The organism is Thioalkalivibrio nitratireducens DSM 14787 (assembly GCF_000321415.2).
Lineage (GTDB): Bacteria > Pseudomonadota > Gammaproteobacteria > Ectothiorhodospirales > Ectothiorhodospiraceae > Thioalkalivibrio > Thioalkalivibrio nitratireducens.
Genome location: NC_019902.2, coordinates 2,579,908 through 2,600,564 on the forward strand (window position 1 = coordinate 2,579,908; position 20,657 = coordinate 2,600,564).

The window sequence follows — 20,657 nt, forward strand, 5'->3', positions numbered from 1 at the left end:
CGGCGGCTGGCAATCCCTGCGGGCTTCCCGCCGCCACCGTCACCGGTTCCTCCGTCCCGCGCTGTCCCATTCCTCAGCTCCATCCACCGGTTGCTTTGACGCGTCCGCCCGGCCGGATCCGGCCGGGTGACACGCCCGGACTGCGCAGGCCAGGCTGGCGGCCAGCGCTTCCTCGGTAAAGGGTTTACGCAGGACCGCGGCAACGCCATCCATCTCTTCGAACATGCGCAGGTAGCCCGGACCCAGACCGGTATACAGCACGAACACCAGCGAGCCCGGAAGACCGGTCCCGCGTTGTCGCTCCAGAATCCATTCGGGGCCGCTCGTTCCGGGCATCGCGACATCGCAGTAGACGATGCGCAGGCCGGGATCACGCGCAATCAGCGCGGCGGCTTCGTCCGTGTCGCATGCCCCTCGGGCCTGTAGCCCCTGGCTGCGGAACCAGTCGACCAGCTCCTCGACCACCCCCGGATCGTCGTCGACCACCAGCAGCCCGGCCCCCTCGGGAAGCGGGCCGACGCCCGGTCCGGCGGCGCCAGATACCCGCGACCTACTCGCCGACACGCTGATCCTCGTAGCGTCCGACCGCGAACGCCAGTGCATCCTCGATGCGCATGGCCTTTCCCAGCAGGTAGCCCTGCCCATAGCGGCAACCCAGACTTGCCAGCTGCCTGTGCTGGGTCTCGGTCTCGATACCCTCCGCGATCACCGGACAGGCCAGCTTGCCGGCCATCGTGACGATGGTCTCGACGACCTGGGCACTGCGCGCCGACCGCTGGAGCTCCTCGGTGAAATGCCGGTCCAGCTTGAGGCAGTCGACCGGGAACTCCCCGAGGCGGGCGAACGACGAATGGGCCACCCCGAAGTCGTCCAGAAACAGCAGGCCACCCTGGGCGGGTCCGCGGAACGCGAGCAGCCGCTCGCGCTGGGCTTCCGGCAGCAGCCCGAGATCGCCCTCGATGATCTCGACGGCGAGCACGAAGCGGTCCGACGCGAAACCCTCGAGGCGCTCCATCACCCGGCCGAAGCTCTCGGGGTCGGTCAATGTACGGGACCACAAATTCACGCTGACCACGTATCGCCGGTCGCTCGGAAGCACATGCTGCCATTCGTCGAGGTCCGAGATCACGGCATCGACCACGGCTTCATCGAGTTGCGGGGCGACGTCGGTGTCCTTGACAATCCCGGCGAAAGTGCCGGCGGACACGACCTCCCCACCCTGATGCCAGCGCATCAGCGCCTCGAATCCCCAGACGTTGGAGTTCGCGAGTTCGACGATCGGCTGGTACCACGGCCTGATCCGTCCCTCCAGCAACGCGTCGCGGATGCCGTCGAGGATCCGGTTGGAACGGGACCCCGCCGCCACCATCGACGCCCGGGCGTTCACGTGGCAGTTGCCACCGCGCTGCTTCCCTTCCGCCAGGGCCATCTCGGCCTCGAAAACCAGCCGTTCGGCATCCGGCTGCTCCGGACCCGAGAGCGCCGAAGCGGTCGTGACCGCCAGCGGGTGCCGTATTCCGCTCTCCGGCAGGGGCTCCGCCAGCCGCTCCCGCAACGCGGTTGTCCAACTGCCGAGGTCCGGACCGTCGCCCCCGAAGAACCCGAGGATCGCGAATCGGTCGGAGGACATCCGGCCCAGCAGCGCCCCGGCCCCCGCCAGCGTCTCGATGCGCCCGGCGAGGGCGACCAACACCCGGTCCCCGGCCGCGAATCCGTGCAGTTCGTTGATCTGCCGGAAACGGTCCAGATCGGCCATGATCACCGCGGCACGGCTCGACCCGGAATCGGCGAGGCGGCGGGCAGACTGCCCGAGGAACGCCGGGCGATTCAGAAAGCCGGTCAGCGGATCGTGGGAACGCAGGTAGTCGAGCTGCCCGCGCAGATCCCGAATCCGCCGGTAGAGGCTCGTTTCGGCCGGCGCGGCACTGTTCCGCCCCCCGCCACGGGCATCCTTCCAGGCGAGCCGACGCGCCGCACGCTTCAGGGCCACTTCCAGGGCCGGCAGGTGCAGCGGCTTTTCGAGGAAATCGGTCAACCCGAGGCGGACACTGCTGATCGCGTGCTCCTTGCTGCCGTGCCCGGTGATCACGATGCATTCGTGGTAATCGCCATAGGCCTCGCGCAGTTCGGAGATCAGGTCCAGGCCGTCGCGCCCCGGCATCCGGATATCGACCAACAGGATTCGAATCTCCGGCATCTGGCGCAGGATTCCCAACGTCTCGTCGGCATCCAGCGCGTGCCATGCGAGATACCCCTGCTCGATCAGAAACTCCGCCAGTTCCTCGTGGACATCGACCTCGTCATCGACGATCAGAATCGGACCCACATCGACATCATTCGGCTGGACAACTTCGGCCTGCATCAGACTTCCCCTTCTTCGCCGTTTCGCGAACGCAGTCGATCGCGGATCGTGTCAATGAATGACGGCCGAGGGCCGTGACCGTTTCCGTTCATAACTGGATCGAGGCGGCTGCCGTCAGGTCATCCGGCAGCCGCGGCACGTCCCCGAACAGCGGCAGCGTCAGCACCGGAACCAGCGGATTGCCCCGATAATCCGGGTAGGTAACCTCGACGATCAGCACCGCACCATTGAAGCGCACGTCGGTTTGCAGCCGTTCCTGCGCGTTGGCGGGCACCCAGTTCAGGAACTCGTCGACCCGTTCGCGGGCGCGCTGCTCGACCAGGAGCTGGTAGTCCTCCTCGGCGGGGTCGACCGCGACCGCGGCGCGCGCGCCCTCGGCGGCGGCCATGTTCAGCCCCTGCATCAGCAACATCGGCAACGCGTAGCTGACGACCGCGTAGAAGATCACGAAAAACAACAGGAACACCAGCGCGAACTCGATTCCCGCCGCGCCGCGCTGACCGCGTCGCGGCCCCGTCCCTCGTTGCTGTTGCATAGCCTTAGCCTCCCGGCCCCGACGGGCCACCGCGGTCCGGTCAAATCAGCAAATCGACACCGCCCTCGCGCATGTCGAGCAGGTCCACGTCCATGCCGCCGACACTGATCCCGAGCAGCCGCAGCAGCGGATCGAGCAGGGTGTCGCCCAGCGTCTGCAGCAGCGGCGCCAGAAGGCCGCCCAGCAACGCACCCAGCACGTCGTCCAGATTGATTCCGAGGAGTGCCAGCGGATTCAGTCCAAGCACCTCGGGATCGACCGCCACCAACGTGTTACTCAGACCGTCGCCCAGGCTCGGGCCGAGGCCGGAGTACACGGCGTCCTCGCCTTCCCATTCGCCGCCGGGCTGCTGGGTAAACACGACCTCGCGGGGCACCGCCTCGCGCAGCGGCAGGTCGAGCGCCAGCCCGAGCCTCACGACATCGCCGAGCAGAATTGCGCGTAGCACGACCTCAGCCGGCTCAAGGACCTCGCCCCCAGTTGCGAGATCCTGCCAGCGCCCGAGCGTCACCGACGCGATCCCCGGATCGACGCCGAGCACCGCCTCGCGCGACGGGTCGCCCAGCGTCGCGCAGCGCGCGCTCTGGAACCAGGCCTCGCCGTCGGCGACCTCGATCGCGAGCGGCAGATCGACGTCCGCGGTCAATAGCCCCAGCACGTTCACGCCGGCGCTGGTCGTCAACTGCACCCTAACCTGCGCGGTGTCGACCTTGGTGCGCCACTCGCCGCTGCCGTCGCGTCCGGGCGGACCGATCGCGATCTTCGGCGCCTCGATCACGTGAATGTCGACCACGATGTCGGTGTTCAGCAGCCCGAGGTTCAACGGGATGCCCAGATTCACCGTGATCGCGTGGTCGCGGTTCGCGGTCAGCGCGGTCGCGCGGATCAGGTCGAGCACGTTGACGCCGGCGTGCAGCGCCGCGTCGTGGGCCGCGCCGGCCGGGGCGGTCAGCTCGAGCAGCTCGCCGAGGGTCAGCTCCACGTCCCGGATGCCGGCGCCCAGCAGCTGGCTTTCGAGCAGGCCGACGTCGACGTCGAGCACATCCGCGTGGTCGAGCGCGCTGACCGTCGCCTCCAGCAATTCCGCCAGCGTCACCTGCATGTTGAGCATCTCGTCCACGGTCGCCACCGCGAGGTCCAGACCGAGCACCGCGAAGCCCTGCATCAACTCGAGCAAGGTCAGGTTGGTGTTGGCCAGACCGTTATAGGCGACAGCGTCGAGATTCAGGTTGCTGCCGAGCAGTTCGTTCAGCAGCAGGTTCAGCAGCACCGATTCCTCGCTGCTGATGTTGGCCAGCTTGGTGCCGCCGAAGATCGTCGCGACCGGCTGACGCTCGGCCACCGCGACCGCGTTCAGCGTGACCGTGTCCCCGAGCAGGCCGCCGGCGAACAGGCTCGCGCGCACAGGATTGCGGCCATGGATGCGCACCGCCTCGTTGCGCAGGCCGCCGCCGTCCCGGAAGGTGCGCAGGCCGTCGACGGTCTCGACCCAGCCGAGCTGCACCGCGTCCGGCTCGGCCGCGAGGTCGCCTCGGTAGCCGTTGCGCAGTGCCGCGTCCTGGGCCCAGGCCGCGGCATCGCCGATGTCGCCGACGCCGCAGAGCCCGTGACGCATCGCGGTGTCCAACGCGACGGTGTCGGCGATCCGCTGCAGGCTGCGCTGCTCGAAGAACAACCGGCCGGCATCGACCGCCAGCGCCGCGAACAGCAGCGTCAGCAGCAGTGTCAGCGCCGCGAACAGGCCGATCGCACCCCGCTGTTGCCGCGGCGGGGCAGCGATGGCCCGGCCGTGCGGTCCAGTGTCTCTAGCCATGGCGATTCGACCTCCGATACACGCCGACGCCGCTGCGGGGCGGTCGGATCAGGGAGCAAACCCGGAACGATCGACGAACGTTTCCGGAATCCGGTGCGTGAAGCTTTGCAGGTGACGCTCGTAGGCGCGTTCGGCCTCGGCGTCGCGCAGTGCCTGCGGATGGGGAGATTGCAGCGCCCCGCTGGCCTGCAGCTCCAGCCAGCCCCGGGTTTCTAGGCCGGGGGCCGGCGGCGGAATCACGACGGGCGCGCGGGAATCCGCCTCCGCCCACGCTCCCGGGGCCAGAAACACGCCCGCGCACAGGGCCAGTGCGGCCAGGGCCGTCGGGGTAGCGATTCGGTAGGACATCTCGATCACCTCTTCATTGCAGGGCGGGCGGAACGACAGGCGGTTCGGCACAGGGACGTCAGCGTGCCGGTCGGGACCGCATCCCGGGCGGCATCGCCAGTTCGTCGGGCGACAGTCGACCGTCCGACGACTCCGGCCGGGAATCGCGCTCGCCGGAATCGCGGCCTTCCACCGGCGCGTCGGCAGACGCATTGCGGTCGGTGCGGCTCGCCGCCGCGGGCAAGCGCTGGCCCCGAAGCAGCTCGAGTTCGTCGACGCGCAGCTCGACCTCCGCGACCTCGGACCGGCTCAGGCCGTGCCGGGAGATCAGCGCGGTCGCGGCGTCGATCCGCTCTTCGCTGAAATACAGCAGCAGCAGGTTGTGAATCGGCCTACGGTCGCCGTCGCTCAGGTCCATCGCACTCATCAGCTCGAAATGCGCCTCTTCGGTCTCGCCCAGGACCATCAGCACGAAGCCGTAGTCGTTGCGGATGCGGGGATCGACCGGCAAATGCTCGCGCGCCAGCTTCAGGTGCTCCGCTGCCGCGCGGTAGTCGCCGGCGTCGGCACGCAGCAGCCCGAGGCCATGGTGGGCATGCCCGCTGGAACACCGGGCGAGCGATCGCTGGAACTCCTGTTCGGCCTCTTCGTCCCGCCCGATCCGCCGGAGGATCTGCGCCCGCTTCAGCGCGACCTCCGGCAGTTCGGCCGGCATCGTGTCCAGGCGCGCGAGCGCCGCATACTGGCGGCCGTCGCCGACCAACTGGTCGACCACGTTCAGGGTCAGCTTCTGATCCTGGTCGAGTTCGGAGGCACAGGCCTCGCGATCCGCGCGCTCGGACTTCCCGAGTCGGTCCCCGACAGTGGCACAGCCCGACGCCAGCAACGGCACCAGAAGCCACCACGCGAGTCGAAAACGTTCAGCCATCGCCCACCCCCATCAAGCCGCGTCCGAGGGCCATCAACCCGGGCGCCGCGAGAAACGCCAGCAGCGCCGGAAACAGGAAAACCATCATCACCACACTCATTTTCGCCGCCATCTTGCTGATTTTCTCCTGCGACCGCGTTTCCTGCCGGTCCAGGATCAGGTCGCTCAGCTTCTTCAGTGGCCCGCGCACCCCGCCCCCCTGCTGCACGAACTGGCGCAGGATCGGGGCGGCATCCTCGATCTCGGGCACCTGGAGCGCGTGCGACATCTCGTCGAGCGCCTCGGCGAGTTCCTGCCCGGCCTCGACCCTTTGCAGCACCAGCTCGAGTTCCTGCGCCGTGTCCGGCAGCAGCGTTCGGGCCTCGGTCGCAATCACCCGCAGCGCATGTTCCAGCGACAGCCCCGCTTCCAGCAGCAGGCGCAGCAACTGCACGAACAACCCTGCCTCGTGCCCGATCCGGGCCTGGCGCCGTGCAGCCAGCACCCCCAGCACGCGCTTGGGCAGCAGCACTGCGAGAATGGTCACCATAGCCAACCCGGCCAGCGGCCGCGCTTCCAGCTGGCCGGATGCCGAGAGCCACAGGAACCCGAGCAGCCCGACCGCGACCGGCAACACGTTCGCAACCGTCACGAAGACTCTGCGGTGCACCGGGCGCGGATACCCGGCCTGCGCCAGCAAGCGGCTGAGTTCGGCCGGGTCGAACGCCGGCGCCCGCTTGGATACGGCCGGGCGCATCCCGGTCGCCAGGCTACCCAACCGTGCCAATCCCTGGGCCGCCCCGCCCTGCCCTCGTACGCCGCCGATGCGTCGGCCGATCAGCTCGTCCTCGTGCACGCGCCGCACCAGTCCCCAGCCGAGCAGCCCGAGCGCGAACGCGACCAGTGCCAGCGACACCAGGGCCAACCACCATGCATCGACGTCCACGATTCGCCTCCTGCGTCAAACGCTCTTGAGCATACGCCAGAGCAGAAATATGCCGAGCACCTGCCAGGCCGCGGCCCCGAACAGCACGATGCGCCCGGTCGGATCGTCGAGCATCCATGCGTAGTAATCGGGATTCATCGCCACCATATACCCCGCGATCGCGATCGGGACCACGGCCAGCACGACCGCGCTCACGCGGGTCTCGCCGGTCAGCGCCCGCAGCTGGCGCCGGCTGCGGTCGCGCTGGCGCAGCACCGCGACAATGTTTTCGAACAATTCGGAGGCGCTGCCGCCGAACCGCTGGTTCACCTGCACGCCCAATGCGAGCAGCTGCAGCTCGCGGACGCGGTGCACCTGCGCGGTGGCCATCATCGCTTCGGTCATGCTGCCGCCGAGGTCGCCGGCGCGCAGCACGCGTTCCATCACGCCGCGCAAAGGCTCGCGAGACGACTCGACCGCGCTGCGCAGCGCGCCATCGATGCTGCGTCCGACGCGCAGGCCGCGGATCATGTGTTCCAGAAAGCCCGGCAACTGCTCGACGATCCGCGCGACCCGCCTGCGGTACTGCCACTGCAGCGCCCCGGCCACCAGGGCCGACACGGCGCCGACCCCCAGCAGAAAACCCAGCCAGCCGAGGTACAGCGAGGCGATCAGCCCCGCGGCGGCGGCGCCGAAGGCCAGCAGCAGCACGACCCCCGGACTCGCGTCGATCCCGGCGCGCTCGAAGTAGCGGCTGAGACGCCGCGGATTCGGAACGGTCTCGTGGGTCCGCAGCGCCAGTTCCGATACGCGCCTGGCGATCTGCTCCTCCTCCGCACGCTCGCGGCTGCGCCCGAGCAGCACCAGACCCACCGCGCCGAAGACCAGCGCGACGGCCAGCAGCATCGCCGCGGCCGGCGTCATGGCCGCGCCCGCCTGCGGCGACCGCCGCGAACGATCACCGCGTCAGTGCATGACATCCGCATCACCGTAGTAGCCTTCCCGCAGCTTCGGAATCGACGGCCGCGTCGGCGACCGCACGAAACGGTTCTGCGCGCGATCGTAGCTGAACAGCGTGTTGGTCACGTATGCGCCTTCGCGCAGCTCGATCAGCTCGAGCACCTCGGAAATGCAGCGGCGTCCGCTCGGCAGCCGCACGATGTTGATGACCAGTTCGACCGCCGAGCCGATCATCTGCTTCTGGGTCAGTTCCGGGATGTGCCGGCCGGACAGGCCGAGCAGCGTCTCCAGCCGCAGCAGCGCCTCGATCGCGCCGTTGGCATGGACGGTGCTCATCGAGCCGTCGTGGCCGGTGTTCATCGCCTGCATCATGTCCAGCACTTCGTCGCCGCGCGACTCGCCGAGGATGATGCGGTCGGGCCGCATGCGGAGCGCGTTCTTGACCAGGTCCCGGGCGGTGACCTCGCCGTGCCCCTCGACGTTTGGCGGCCGGGTTTCCATCCGCACCACGTGGCTGTGGCCCAGCTGCAGCTCACCGGTGTCCTCGATCGTGACCACGCGTTCGGTCGGCCCGATGAAGCCGCTGAGTATGTTCAGCAGGGTCGTCTTGCCGGTGCCGGTGCCGCCGCTGATCAGGATGTTGCAGCGCCGGCGGACCGCAAGCCGGAAGAAATCCAGCATGGCCTCGTCGGCCGAGTGATAGGCGATCAGGTCGCTGCTGCGCAGCAGGTCGCTGCGGAACTTGCGCACCGAGATGCAGGGGCCGTCCAGCGCGACCGGCGGGATGACCGCGTTCACCCGGCTGCCGTCGGGCAGGCGCGCATCGACCATCGGGCTGGATTCGTCCAGGCGGCGCCCCAGCGGCGCCAGGATGCGGTGGATCACGCGGATCACGTGCGCATCGTCGATGAAGCGCAGGTCGGTTTCGGCCAGCCGTCCCTCGCGCTCGACGAAGATGTGCTGGGCACCGTTCACGAGGATCTCGGTCACGGTCGGATCGACCAGCAACACCTGCAGCGGGCCATAGCCCGTCAGCTCGTCGACCATCTCCTCGGTGAGCCGATCGAGATCGTAGCGGGTGACCGCGAGCTGCTGGCTGGCGGCATAGGCCGCTACCTTTTCCTCGACGTACTTGCTGATCGACGATTTCACCCAGTCGCCCAGATCGACGCCGTCCTCCTCGATCGCGTCGATCAGGTACCGGTGCAGCTGCAGCTTCAGAGACTGGTAGCTCTCCGACTGCTTCAGCGCGAAACTGTGGGAAAATCCTCCGAGCCGCATCATCGCACCCTCAACGTGATCCGTGGCTCAGCCCGATCAGCCGCGCCAACCCGCCGCGCCGTGCCGACCCGGTCTCGCCCAGCCGGCCGAGCACCTCCTCGACGGCCGCCGCATAGCGATCGCGGGGGGCGACCTCGAACACGCTGCGACCGAGGTTGGCGGCCCGCAAGCGCACTGCCGGGGCCGGGGGCAGTGCCGCGAGCAGCGGCAGATCGAAGGATTTCGCGAGAGCCGCCTGGTCGGGCGCCACTTTCGGCTCGTAGCGGTCGATCAGAAACCCCGCCAGCCGGTCCTGCAACCCCCAGTCCTTGATCAGACGCAGGCGTCTGAAGTTCTGATTGCAGCTCGGCACGCTCTGATCGACCAGCAACAGGATCTGCTCGGCATGCGACAGCAGCAGTTGCAGAAAGTCCGACGGCGGTACCCCGCTGAGGTTGAGCACGACGTGCGTGAAATGCTGCTTGAGCACCCCCAGGAGGAGGTAGATCTCGGCCGAGGTGACGTCCTCGATCCCGCCGGCCTCCTCGGGCATCGCGAGCAGCTTCAGCCCCGAGCCATGGGCCGGAAACGCGCTCTCGATCAGCGTCTGGTCCAGGCGCCGGAGGTTGCGTACCGCGTCCAGGAAGCTGAACGAACTCTCCAGACCGAGCAACTGCAGGCTGTCGCCCGGAGGCAGGCCGAGGTCGAGCAGCAGCACGCGCGCGCCCGCCACCCGCTGCTGCAGACCCAGCGCCAGGTGCTCGGCGAAAAAGGCGTTGCCCAGATCGGGACGGGCATTGAGCACGGCGACGAATCGGCCATGATTGGCTGACACGGACTGGCCGGACGGCAACCGCTGCTGCAGGCGCCGCACCAGGCCCGTGAGCTCGGAGGTTCGCGCACCCGGGGTCAGGAAGTCCCGCGCCCCGGCACGCATCGCCGCCAGCACCAGGTCGCTGTCCATGCCGTCCCCCACCGCAACGACGCTGAGCATCGGCTTCGCGACCAGAAGGCCTTCGATGAACGCGGTCATGCGGGCCGTGTTGGCCGGTTGCAGGCCGACGAACACGACCAGCGCGCCGGTCATGTCGACCAGATCCACCACGTCTTCCAGCGGCCGGCCCTCCGCCGAAACGACCTCGCCAACCTGGGCGAGGCCCGCTTTCAGCCACTGCAGTTCGCGGTCACTCTCGAAAACCGCGATAAAGTTCTGGCGTTCCATCGGTTGCCCACCCTGCGCCATCAGTCCCAAAGCCCCATGCGTCTGCTGAAACTGCCATCCTCGAACAGGAACAGCTCGGCGAAACTCGGATCGTACTCGTGGAAATGGCGTCCGGGCAGCTCCGGAAGTTCGGCGTCGGCCGCCAGCGGGCGCACCAGCCGGGGGGTCACGATCATCAGCAGCTCGCGGTCCTCGGCCTCGAACCGTGATGACCGGAAAAAGGCGCCGAGCACGGGCAACGTGCCAAGACCGGGCAGCTTGTCGACGCTGGCGATGGTACTGGAACTAACCAGGCCGCTGAGAACGAAACTCTCGCCATCGGCCAGTGCCACGGTCGTATCGGTGCGCCGCACCCGCAGCGCCGGCACCGAGGTACCCTCGAGCCGGATGCCGGCCTGGAAGTCCAGCTCACTCACCTCGGGTGCGACCTTGAGCATGATCCGGTCGCGGTCGACCACGGTCGGCGTCAGCGACAGACGCACACCGAACTCCTTGAACTCGATGGTCACCGAGTCGCCCCTGCCGCTCGGCACCGGGATGGGAAACTCGCCGCCGGCGAGGAAACTCGCCTTCTGGCCACTGAGCGCCACCAGGCTGGGCTCGGCGAGCGTATAGGCGAAACCGCTGCCCTCGAGCGCGTTCAGCAAGGCGAGGAAATTGCGTCCGCCGCCGCCGTAGAAGATGTTGAAACCGGCCTCCGGCGCGGTAATCCCCGGCGAGATGGTCCCGAAAGTGCCTGGACTGAACGTCTGGCCGCCCAGGACCTCGGGCGAACCGACCAGAAAATTGGACGACGCCCGCCGGCCGAGCAGCGAGATCCCGGCTTCACGCAACTTGTTCCGGCTCACCTCGACCAGCCGGATATCGGTCTGGACCTGCGCCGGAAGTTCGGCGCGCGCCTCGCGCGGGGGCACGCGTTCGTGCACCGCCACCGCGGCCGGACCGGCGACCATCAGGACCGACTTCACGGGATCCCGCGCGCAGCGGGTCCAGACCATCAGCGATGTCGTGCCGGCGCCGATACCCGTCAGCAGAAACCCATGGGTTCCGACCATTTGCACGTCGGCGACGTTCGGGTCGCCCACCGCGACCCGCTCGGCGGGTACCGGCAGCCGCAGGGATTGTTGCGCCCCGACCTGCAGATCCTGCACCCGCGGCAACGCCGGGGCCAGATCCGCGCAGCCAGCTTGCGCGGCCGCTGCCGCCGGCCACACCAGCGCCAGGGCACCGAGCAGCCCCACCATCCGGAAGATATGCCCGGCCTGGCGCGGCCGGGCGCGGCGGAATCGGTCGATCGTGTCGGTTCTCATGCTCGCTCCACCATCGCTGGATGATCAGGGTTGGATCTCGACGCTCTGTGTCCCGCGGTGCAGAATCACGCCGGGCCGGGGTTCGGGCGCAGGCCGCCGCGCAGGATCCGGCGGCGGCGACACGGCTGGCGGCAGCAACGCGTCGATGGTGGTGAAGCGCAGCGGTTCTTCTGCAACCGGCCGGGGCATCAGCGTGCCCAGCCCGACGACCGGCGCCGCGGCTTCGTCGACCGGGCCCGGATCCACGTCCACGTCCGCGGCCGCCACCGCCAGCCGCTCATCGGCGCCGTGCAGCGCCAGCCGCAGCGAGCCGGCGTTCGCGGCGAGCATCACCTTCGGTGCTTCGTCCTCTGGCACCGCGAGCACCGCCGTGCGGTTGCTGCGCCGCTGGCCGTCGCGCTCGCCGTCGGTGTCCTCGGCGGCACCGTCGGGGGGCAGATCCAGCCTCAGCTCATAGCTAAGCACCCGCAGATCCGAGACGACCACCTGGGCCGATTCGCGCGCCGGGCCGGCGCGGGCACCGGTCTCCTTCAGGTAGAGCAGCAGATCGACATGATCGCCCGGCGCGATATATCCGCCCGCACCGACCACGTCGTCGACCGCGACCGCGAGCGCCCGCTCGCCGGGGCGCAGCGTCCGCGCGAGCTGGCTGGCCTTGAAGAACCGGGTGTCGAGCAGTGGCTCGCCTTCGCGCACGGGCAGCACCAGCAGCTTCCCGATCACCGCGTCGGGTTCGGAAAACGCGTGCGGCGGCCGCACCGACAGGCGTTCGACGCGCAGGTCGTCGGGCCCGACGCGCGCGCCCGCCTGCAGATCGCGGGCAGCGAACAATACCTCGACCCGGGCGTCGTCCTCGACCGTCGGTTCCGGCGGCGGCGCCGGCTCGGCAGGCGGAGCCGCGACCGGCTCGGGCTGGCGCGAGAGCTGGTAACCCGCGATCCCCGCGATCACCGCGGCACCCAGCAGCAGGATCGCGACCACCGTCATCAGCCGGCTGTTCATCGCAGATTGCCTCGATGCAGAGGGCCTCTACCGCACCCAGGGCCGCGCAACGGCGCCGCCGCCGACCCAAACCCCGAACCGCCGGCCATAGCATTGGTTAGCTTCACCGATCCCCCCGCTATCATTCGTTTCGGTACCTCTACCGGCTGGTATCAGGCCATGCCCGGCGCATCCCGCCGACACCACCTGAACCCGCCGCGGAAGCCAAGCTACTGAGTACACGCACTTCCGGGTGCGGCAATGAGTGTTGCCTGTCCCCACTGCCATCGCAATAGTTGGAGTGGATTAACCCGATGGGAATATCGTCGAGTTCGTCCGGATTGAGTAATCTGTTCGTGGGGTTGCGGCCTGCAGCTCCGGGGCGTCGCCAGTGCGGGCTCCAAACTCGAGCGACAACTACAACGGTTGCATACACGGGAGATCCAGTCATGTTCAAGCAAGCGATTATCGAGTTCTTTCGCGACGACGAAGGCGCCAGCGGTATCGAATACGCGCTGGTCGCCGCGATGGTGGCGCTGGCGATCGTCGCCTTCGTTCCGCAGGTCCGCGACGCCGTCACCGAGATCTTCACGTCCATCGCCGATACGCTGTCCGAGTCTGTAGCAGAGTAGGCGGACTCGCGCCAGCCCGACACGGAACCCGGAGGGTCCCCGCCTTGATCCCCGGGCTCCCGGTGCCACGGAACGGCCCGCCGGCCGCGCGACGCAAGGCATGATCGCGGTCGCGGCAGTCGCCTGGGCCGCGCTTTGCGGCTGGCTCGATCTGCATACACGGCGCCTTCCCAACGCACTCACGCTCGGCGCTGCCGGCGTGGGGGCGTTGGTTCTGTTGCTGCGTGGCGAGACGCTGCTGCATCAGGCATCGCCTGGTTCTGCATTGCTCGCGTTCGGCCTTGCGCTCGTCTTGACGCTGCCCGGCTACGCGCTCGGGCGGCTCGGGGCCGGCGACGTGAAGCTGCTCGCGGCGATGGCGCTACTCGGTGGTCTCACCGCGCTGCTCTGGGCCTTTGTCGTCGGCGCATTCGCGGCCGTGATCGTCTTCGCCGGCTGGTCGCTGTTCTGGCGCATCCAGTTCATGCCGTCGGTCTACCGCTGGGTATCCCGGGCCGGAGGGCCGGTCCCCGACCCGCGCACGGTGCGCATTCCTTTCGCCCCGGGGCTCGCGCTCGGCTTCGCGCTGTCGCTGCCGCTCGCGTCCCGGCTGGCCGCAGGCTAGTCGTCCATGTCCGGCACGCCATCGCGCTGCGGCGATTGCCGCGCCGGAAACCAGTCCTCGTCCGCGACCGGCGGCGCCCGCAGCGCCTCTTCGCCCAGCGGCAGCCAGTCGGCCTCCGGCGCCGCGACGTAGAGCGCCCGTCCCTCCGCCCCGCGCGGCGCCCAGCGGCGGAGGAACTGCGACCGCGCAAGCCGCAGGTTGCCGCGCGCGGGATCCGCCAGCCAGACCCGCGCCGGGCCGATACCGCGCAGCACCGCGAAATGGCCGACGGCGGAAGCCCCCGGCAGGTGCAGCAGCGCCGGCCTTCCCGCGCGGCCGAGGCCGTCCCAGTCCAGCGCATAGCCGAACGCCCGCAGCCCGTACTGCGCGCAAACCTGCTGCAACTGGTCGAGACCGACCACCTTCCGCGTACCCAGGCGTTCGAGCACGTCGGCTTCGGTCACCGGCAGCGCGTGGACCTCGGCGAGCAGCGTGGCCAGCGCAGCCGCGCCGCAGGATTCCGGCCAGGACTGGCGCTGGACCCGTCGGAAATCCGCCGGCGGCCGCAGCAGCCGGTTCAGTACCGACCGCGGCATCAGAACGCGCCGGCGATGCGGTTGTACGCCAGCGCCACCGCGACCAATCCGCCCAGCATGAGCAGCCAGAGCACCACCGCCCGCAGCGGCGGCTGCTGCGCGACGTCGAGCGGGATCAACAGCAGCAGCGCGAACATCGCGCCCGCGGCGACCAGCCCCAGCACCGGAACCGAACCCAGTGCCAGCGGAAGCATCGCGAGAATCACCGCGACGTGCAGACGCTGCCAGCCGCCGTGCCACGGGGTCAGTCCGCGCAGCAATAGCCAGAACACGCTCGGCACCAGCAGCGCGACCAGCACTGCGGTGCGCACGGCCTCGAGCAGGCGCCCCGCGGCATCGTCGCGACCGACCAGCAGGCCGACCAGCACGTTGACCAGCACGATGCCGAACAACAGCAGCCACCCGGCCAGGAGTTGCCCCAGGCCGTCGTCGAGGCTGCGCAGCGTGCTGCGCGGGCGTGTAACGAAAGCGAGCAACAGACGCCAGGCCTCCCCGGCGGACGCCGAGGGCCGGAACGCGGTTTCAGTCATAACGAAGGGCCTCCATAGGGGACAGCGACGCCGCCTTGTGCGCCGGGTAATAACCGAAGAAGCCGCCGATCGCGGCCGAGAACAGCAGCACGAGCAGCACCACGCCGGACTCCATCTGGCCCTGCCAGGGCAGCATCTGGTTGAGCAGCACGATGCTGCCGGCGGCGAACAGCATGCCCAGAAAACCGCCGAGCAGCGTCAGCAATGCAGCCTCGCCGATGAACTGGATCCGGATCTGGCCGGCATTGGCGCCGACCGCGCGGCGGATACCGATCTCGCCGACCCGCTCGCTGACCGATGCCAGCATCACGTTCATCACGCCGATCCCGCCGACCACCAGGCTGACCGCGGCGATGCTGGCGAGCGTCCAGGTCATCGCGGCGGTCAGGCGGCCGGCGAGGCTGGCGATCTGCCCCATGTCGGTGACTGTGTAGATCGGGCCGCCGTGCGACAGCGCGGTGTTCTTGGTCAGCAGGTAGAGTTCGATCGCCAGCGCGACCTCGTCCTTCGCCTCGCGCGAGACGGGCTGGACCATCAGGTACTGGACATGGCGCACGCCCGCGATCGACCGCTGCACGAAGCTGACCGGAGCGAACAGATCGCTGTCCTGACCCTGGCCGAGCGCGGCGTCGTCGCGGCGCGACAGCACGCCGACCACCTCGACCGACTGCCCCTGGAACCGCACCGTCTGGCCGACCGCCGGACGGTTGCCGAACAGCCGCTCCGCGAGTTCGGCTCCGAGCACCGCGACCGGGGCACCGGCACGCTCGTCGGCAGCGGTCAACGGCCTGCCGATGTCGACCCGCAGGTCGCGCAGCCCGAGGTAGTCGGGCGTAGTACCGACCAGGCTTGCCACCGCCCGCCGGTCTCCGTAGCGGACCTCGCCCTGCAGCTGCGAGACCGGCGCGACGCGCAGGACCCCGGGAATCGAATTGCGCAGCCGCTCGGCATCGCGCACGGTCAGGCTCTCGGCGATCAGCGGGTTGAAAAAGCTCGTCGGATCCTGCACGTTTCCCGGGGTCACGATCAGCAGGTCGGAGCCGAGCACGGCCACCTGCCCCTCGATGTAGGCACGGGCGCCGAAGCCGATCGCGAGCAGCGTGACGACCGCCCACACGCCGACCGCGATCCCCAGGATCGTCAGGCCGCTGCGGGTCTTGTGCTCGCGCAGCAACGCCATGGCGTCAGTCAGCACCGCCGGGATCCCGGATCCGCTCATCACAATGCCCTCAGCATCTGACCGCCGGCCCTGTCCGCACCGGCGCTCGCCACCGGCCAGAGCTTCCCGGCGTCGAGACGGTAACAGCGTTCCGCCCGGGCCGCGAGGTCGTGGTCATGCGTCACCAGGATCACGGCCATCTGCGGCTCGCGCCTGCGTAGATCCCGGACGATCGACAAAACCTCCGCGCCGGTTTCCGGATCCAGATTGCCGGTGGGTTCGTCCAGCAGCAGGATCCGGGGCCGCGCCGCGAGCGCACGGGCGATCGCGACACGCTGCTGCTGCCCGCCCGAGAGCTGGCGCGGCCGATGCCCGGCATGCGCGGCAAGCCCGACCTGGGCGAGCGCTGCCTCCGCCCGGGTGCGCCGCTCGGCACGGCTGAGGTCGGCACGGTAATCCAGCGGCATCTCCACGTTGCGCAATGCGGTCATGCGGTCGACCAGATGAAATCGCTGGAAAACGAAGCCCAGCGTGCGTCCCCGAAAGATGGACAGCGCCTCGTCGTCGAGCGTCTGAACCGAGCGGCCGCCAACGATGACTTCGCCCCTGTCCGGCCGCTCGAGACACCCCAGCACGTGCAATAGCGTCGATTTTCCCGACCCGGAAGGCCCAATGATCGCGCTGTAATCGCCCGGCTGCACCGCCAGCGAAACCCCGCGCAGGGGTTCCACGCGGTGCCCGCCGACGGAGAAACCCTTGACGACATCGACCAGTTCGAGCACCGGACCCGGCGCGCGGTCACTCCCGGTAGAGGACGAGGACATCGTCACCATGCTCCCACGCGTCGACCAGCGCGACCTGGGATTCATCCTGTACCCCGAGGCGCACCCCCACCGGATGCAATTCGCCTCGAGGTCCGGAGGTCCAGATCACGGCCTTGCCCGATGCGCGCAAGCGTTCGAGCTCGCCTTCGTGCCCCCGCAGCACCGCGGGATCGGGACGGTACAGCAGCGCTTTCAGCGGAATCACCGGCAACCGGCCCGAACGGCCCGTTTCGATCCGGGCCTGTGCGGACATCCCCGGGAACAGCTCGCGATCGGCGTTATCCACATTGACCACCACGTCGTACACGGTGATGCCGCCTTGCCGCTGCCCTCCGGCACGCACGCTGCGCACTTGGCCAGGAAACTCCCTGCCCGGAAAAGCCTCGACGGTAAATCGGACCGACTGCCCCGAAGCCACGCGCCCGATATCGGCCTCGTTCACTTCCAGCCGCAGCTCGAGAGCTTCGAGGCTCGGGGCCACCTCGAACAGCGGCTGGCCGCCGGCGGGCGACACCGGCTGCCCCGGTTCCGCGAACAGACTCAGCAGCACGCCGTCAATCGGGCTGGCGACCACGCTGCGCTGCAGGTTCTCGGCGGCGCGGTCGCGCCGGATTCGTGCCTGCTCGACGTGCGCCTCGGCAATCTCCAGCGCTGTCTCCAGTTCCTCCTGGTTCGCGACGGCCTGGTCGCGTTCGTCCCGCGGGATCAACCGTTCCCGGAGCAGGCGCTCCGAGCGCTCGCGTTCCTGCCGCGCGCGCTGCGCCCGGCCGCGCGCCGCCGCCGCATCTCCTTGAGCCGCCAGCCAGGCCGACTGGGCCTCCTCGAATGCCAGGCGTAGATCGGTGTCCTCGATCCGGACCAGCCAGGCGCCGGACCGAACGCGGTCATCGCCGGCCGCGACGCCGTCGGCCACTTCGGCCACGACCCCGGTAACCTGAGGATGCACCGCGATCTGACCCCGGGCGCGCAGGACTCCCTGCGCGCGAACCTCCAGCAGGAGATCGCTCTCGACTACCGGGGTTCCGGCTACGCCGTCGGGCAGCCGCGTACCGCTGGCCGGCAGCAGAACCAGCACAAGCAGCACGACCCCGAGTCCGGCAGCGATGGCCGCCGCCCGCAGAGAAAATCCGCCGGTCCCCCAGAAGTTCAGGAGCCGGCGGTACCACGATCCCGTCTGCAGCATCGCAACTTCCCTGCGGTCAGAACGATCCCGCCGGACCATCATCATCCAAACCGCCGATCGCCCAATACAGGCGCACGATTGCCTGCTGGCGGTCAAACTCAGCTCCGACGGAACGTGCCGACGCCTCGCGGTACGCGGTCTCGGCCAGCGAGAGATCGTAGAAGGTTCGGATGCCTTCCCGGTATCCGCTGCGCGCGAGCTGCAGATCAAGTTCAGCAGCGGCAAGGGCCTTGCGAGTGAGTTCGATCCGCTCCGACGCTTCCTGCAGGTCCTGCTGGGCATCGCGGATGTCGGTGACCACCTGCTGGCGCAGCGCCTGCGAGCGTTCCGATTCGGCGATCACTCGGGCACGCGCCTCGGAGACCCTGGCGCTCCGGAGCCCGCCATCGAAGACATCCCATCGCAGCTGCATGCCTACGGTGTAGTTGGGGGCGGTTCCGCCACTGGCAAACTTCTGGACGCTGTAATTGCCCGTAAGCTGCAGCGAGGGGTAGCGATCGGCCAGCAGTCGCCGCACCCGCTCGCGCTGCGCCGCGACCGCATGCGCCTGCCCCGCCAGCCGCGGATGCTGGTTCAGCGTGTCCTCATCCGGAAGCCGCTCGGCGAGGTCGGCCGGATCGATCATCCGGCTGTGCCCGGCGATGTCGAACTCGAATTCGCCAGGTTCGAGACCCATCGCCTGCCGCAAGCGCAGCATGTTGCCCTGAAGGTCGTTGCGCAGGCTCGTGACCTCCACCTCGGCGCGCGCAACATCGGCGTCGGCGCGCGCGATGTCGCCGGCACTCACACGCCCTGCCCGTTCCAGCCGCCGCGCCATTCGGGCAGCCTCGCGCAGGCGCGTCAACGACTCCTCCTGCACGTCCAGGAGCGCGCGCAGGTGCAGGATCTCGAAATAATGCTGCGCGACCGTCAGCACCGTATCGACCTGCACGCTGTCGAGGGACGAATCCAGGGCCTGCCGGTCGCTCCGGGCCGCCGCGAGCCCGTGCTGGCGGCGGCCGAAATCGAGCAGCAGGTATTCGACGCTGACGGCTCCCACGTACCGCGTGAACCCGGAGAGGTCGCGCTCGGCCTCAGCCACCGGAACCTGCCCGAGCGACGGGTCGAGCACCGAAAAGTCCAGGAAGGGCCGAGCCTCGACCGGCGACGCCTGGTTCAGCGTCGTCCGCTCGCCGGAGGTGGTGATCGAGACCGAAGGCCAGTAGGCCGATTCCTGCGCGCGCACCCGCGCATCGGCCGCTTCCAGATCCCACTTCGCTTCCCGAACCCCCGGGTTGTTTTCCAGTGCCCGAAGCACAACCTGTTCCAGATCGAGCACGGGCAGCCTGTCAGCCCCCGCAGAAGGCGCCGCCAGCGCCAGCATCAGCCAGGAAACGAGCACCAGGCCACAGGCCCCCACGGCCTGTTTGCCTCTTCGCGAATTCGGCACCATACCAGTTCACCCCTGCAAGTATTGTTGCTTGCACATCGTCAGCGTGCGTTTCGGCTCGGCTCGCGCAGGCGAACCAAGATGCAGCGAAACAGCGGTTGGATGGAATCGACGCGTCAAGGGTCCGCCGACATCCCGCATGACCAGTCCGCACCATGCGCTGAAGCATCGCAGGGATACTGCCCTTTTGTATATCGTACCTAGGTGCTATATACAAGTTACTTCCCACATATGGTTGACGGCTGAACAAAGCCCTTCCTAATATTAATGGTGTCAGCTGGGCTGGCGTGGACAAACACCCAAAAATTCGATAGGAGCGCTACTCTCATGATTCGTCAGTTGGATAGCCATGAAATGAAACAAGCCCGCGGCGGCGCCGACGCCACCGTCAACCTGGGCGCCCTTGGTTCCATCACCGTAGACGCCGCCATGCCGGCGTTGGCCGCGATCGCCGCAGGCGTGAACGGCCTGCTGATCGGTGTCGTCAACGCACTCGGCGGCCTGCTCGGCCCGCTGCTGGCCTGACCCACCCCAGCCGATCCGGCTACGGCCGGATCGGCTGCCTCGGCAGCCTCTCTGTCGGCATCCGCCGAGAGGAAGGCTGCTGTTTTTTTCCGCCGCACGCCCGCAATTGCATGCTTCCCGCCCCGGGGTGACCGGCGCAGTATGTCTTCCCTGGTGACATTCCGCCCCTGAGTGTGATCCGAATCACCCCCCCCGCTACCTAAAGGCACCAACACAAACGGGGCCCGGATGCCAACAACACATCCGGGCCCCGCGCCGAACTGCACCGGCAGTTCGGCTGGGCTACGGCGAAATTACAGGAGACCGCCCAGCAGCCCGCCCCCCAGAAGGTTCCCAACAAGCGAAAGAACCGGCTGGAGCAGACCCAGAATCGGCCCTAAAAGGCCACCAAGAAGATCCATAATCATAACTCCCGAAACGTGATGTGATGTGATGTACCATGTATACAGCGAGCAATAAGGAGCAACAGCAAAGCGCACCAACAACCCGCGATCAGGCAATTACCGGTAACGCCTTACGGGTATTCAAGGTAATCGCCCAAGCCACCAGACTCAATCATCCCTTGGCACTACTCGCTTCGAACTGCCTGCGCGC

At 68.5% G+C, this 20,657-nt stretch carries 21 protein-coding genes; 3 read left to right on the top strand and 18 right to left on the bottom strand.

The features are described 5' to 3' along the window. Window positions 1–39 precede the first annotated feature (39 nt). The 12 genes from TVNIR_RS11735 to cpaB all read right to left on the bottom strand — a co-directional run bounded on the left by TVNIR_RS11735 (window position 40) and on the right by cpaB (window position 12,623). Window positions 40–564 carry a response regulator gene (locus TVNIR_RS11735; RefSeq protein ID WP_043739684.1) on the bottom strand — a complete coding sequence of 175 codons (525 nt, stop codon included), beginning with the start codon at window positions 562–564 and terminating at the stop codon, window positions 40–42. Beyond that, window positions 551–2,362 (bottom strand): EAL domain-containing protein, encoded by a 1,812-nt coding sequence (locus tag TVNIR_RS11740; RefSeq protein ID WP_015259252.1) that lies wholly within the window; start codon window positions 2,360–2,362, stop codon window positions 551–553. The genes TVNIR_RS11735 and TVNIR_RS11740 overlap by 14 nt, the downstream gene beginning before the upstream one ends. Before the next feature lie 88 nt (window positions 2,363–2,450). Continuing rightward, window positions 2,451–2,897 (bottom strand): TadE/TadG family type IV pilus assembly protein, encoded by a 447-nt coding sequence (locus TVNIR_RS11745; RefSeq protein ID WP_015259253.1) that lies wholly within the window; start codon window positions 2,895–2,897, stop codon window positions 2,451–2,453. Between the two features lie 40 nt (window positions 2,898–2,937). Beyond that, window positions 2,938–4,710 (bottom strand): TadG family pilus assembly protein, encoded by a 1,773-nt coding sequence (locus TVNIR_RS11750; RefSeq protein WP_015259254.1) that lies wholly within the window; start codon window positions 4,708–4,710, stop codon window positions 2,938–2,940. A gap of 48 nt (window positions 4,711–4,758) precedes the next feature. After that, window positions 4,759–5,058 carry a DUF3613 domain-containing protein gene (locus TVNIR_RS20020; RefSeq protein ID WP_043740610.1) on the bottom strand — a complete coding sequence of 100 codons (300 nt, stop codon included), beginning with the start codon at window positions 5,056–5,058 and terminating at the stop codon, window positions 4,759–4,761. A gap of 58 nt (window positions 5,059–5,116) precedes the next feature. Then, window positions 5,117–5,965, bottom strand: a complete 849-nt coding sequence (locus tag TVNIR_RS20025) for a tetratricopeptide repeat protein (RefSeq protein WP_015259256.1) — start codon at window positions 5,963–5,965, stop codon at window positions 5,117–5,119. Next, on the bottom strand, window positions 5,958–6,890 hold the full coding sequence (locus TVNIR_RS11765; protein ID WP_015259257.1) for a type II secretion system F family protein: 933 nt from the start codon (window positions 6,888–6,890) through the stop codon (window positions 5,958–5,960). Before TVNIR_RS11765 ends, TVNIR_RS20025 begins: the two co-directional genes overlap by 8 nt. 15 nt (window positions 6,891–6,905) lie before the next feature. Next, the gene (locus tag TVNIR_RS11770; RefSeq protein WP_015259258.1) at window positions 6,906–7,793 is read right to left on the bottom strand and encodes a type II secretion system F family protein; all 888 of its coding nucleotides are present in this window, start codon (window positions 7,791–7,793) and stop codon (window positions 6,906–6,908) included. 42 nt (window positions 7,794–7,835) lie between these two features. Next, window positions 7,836–9,113, bottom strand: coding sequence for a CpaF family protein (locus TVNIR_RS11775; RefSeq protein ID WP_269465088.1), 1,278 nt, complete (start codon window positions 9,111–9,113; stop codon window positions 7,836–7,838). Between the two features lie 7 nt (window positions 9,114–9,120). Continuing rightward, window positions 9,121–10,311, bottom strand: coding sequence for a CpaE/TadZ family protein (locus tag TVNIR_RS11780; RefSeq protein WP_237251632.1), 1,191 nt, complete (start codon window positions 10,309–10,311; stop codon window positions 9,121–9,123). Window positions 10,312–10,331: 20 nt separating this feature from the next. Further along, window positions 10,332–11,621: a type II and III secretion system protein family protein gene (locus tag TVNIR_RS11785; RefSeq protein ID WP_015259261.1), complete on the bottom strand. Its 1,290-nt coding sequence runs from the start codon at window positions 11,619–11,621 to the stop codon at window positions 10,332–10,334. A gap of 24 nt (window positions 11,622–11,645) precedes the next feature. Continuing rightward, entirely contained in the window at window positions 11,646–12,623 is a 978-nt protein-coding gene (gene cpaB / locus TVNIR_RS11790; protein ID WP_015259262.1) for a Flp pilus assembly protein CpaB, read from the bottom strand. A 428-nt stretch (window positions 12,624–13,051) separates the two neighbouring features. On the opposite strand from cpaB, the gene TVNIR_RS11795 reads away from it, so the two are divergent. Both TVNIR_RS11795 and TVNIR_RS11800 read left to right on the top strand, forming a co-directional pair. Beyond that, on the top strand, window positions 13,052–13,234 hold the full coding sequence (locus TVNIR_RS11795; protein WP_015259263.1) for a Flp family type IVb pilin: 183 nt from the start codon (window positions 13,052–13,054) through the stop codon (window positions 13,232–13,234). A 100-nt stretch (window positions 13,235–13,334) separates the two neighbouring features. After that, on the top strand, window positions 13,335–13,838 hold the full coding sequence (locus tag TVNIR_RS11800) for a prepilin peptidase (protein WP_015259264.1): 504 nt from the start codon (window positions 13,335–13,337) through the stop codon (window positions 13,836–13,838). Here TVNIR_RS11800 and TVNIR_RS11805 read toward each other — a convergent pair. Genes TVNIR_RS11805 through TVNIR_RS11830 form a run of 6 tightly spaced genes read right to left on the bottom strand, consistent with a single transcriptional unit; the run spans window position 13,835 to window position 19,541 of the window. Continuing rightward, complete coding sequence (locus TVNIR_RS11805; RefSeq protein WP_015259265.1) at window positions 13,835–14,413, bottom strand: C39 family peptidase; 579 nt, start codon at window positions 14,411–14,413, stop codon at window positions 13,835–13,837. The genes TVNIR_RS11800 and TVNIR_RS11805 overlap by 4 nt on opposite strands. Then, entirely contained in the window at window positions 14,413–14,943 is a 531-nt protein-coding gene (locus tag TVNIR_RS11810) for a hypothetical protein (RefSeq protein WP_015259266.1), read from the bottom strand. Before TVNIR_RS11810 ends, TVNIR_RS11805 begins: the two co-directional genes overlap by 1 nt. Next, on the bottom strand, window positions 14,936–16,162 hold the full coding sequence (locus tag TVNIR_RS11815; RefSeq protein WP_015259267.1) for an ABC transporter permease: 1,227 nt from the start codon (window positions 16,160–16,162) through the stop codon (window positions 14,936–14,938). Before TVNIR_RS11815 ends, TVNIR_RS11810 begins: the two co-directional genes overlap by 8 nt. Next, complete coding sequence (locus tag TVNIR_RS11820) at window positions 16,162–16,926, bottom strand: ABC transporter ATP-binding protein (RefSeq protein WP_043740618.1); 765 nt, start codon at window positions 16,924–16,926, stop codon at window positions 16,162–16,164. Before TVNIR_RS11820 ends, TVNIR_RS11815 begins: the two co-directional genes overlap by 1 nt. Then, window positions 16,901–18,109, bottom strand: coding sequence for an efflux RND transporter periplasmic adaptor subunit (locus tag TVNIR_RS11825; RefSeq protein WP_015259269.1), 1,209 nt, complete (start codon window positions 18,107–18,109; stop codon window positions 16,901–16,903). The genes TVNIR_RS11820 and TVNIR_RS11825 overlap by 26 nt, the downstream gene beginning before the upstream one ends. A gap of 16 nt (window positions 18,110–18,125) precedes the next feature. Continuing rightward, window positions 18,126–19,541 carry a TolC family protein gene (locus TVNIR_RS11830; RefSeq protein WP_052316641.1) on the bottom strand — a complete coding sequence of 472 codons (1,416 nt, stop codon included), beginning with the start codon at window positions 19,539–19,541 and terminating at the stop codon, window positions 18,126–18,128. A gap of 324 nt (window positions 19,542–19,865) precedes the next feature. Here TVNIR_RS11830 and TVNIR_RS11835 point away from each other — a divergent pair, with 324 nt between their 5' ends. Then, complete coding sequence (locus TVNIR_RS11835) at window positions 19,866–20,063, top strand: hypothetical protein (protein WP_015259272.1); 198 nt, start codon at window positions 19,866–19,868, stop codon at window positions 20,061–20,063. Window positions 20,064–20,657: the final 594 nt, after the last annotated feature.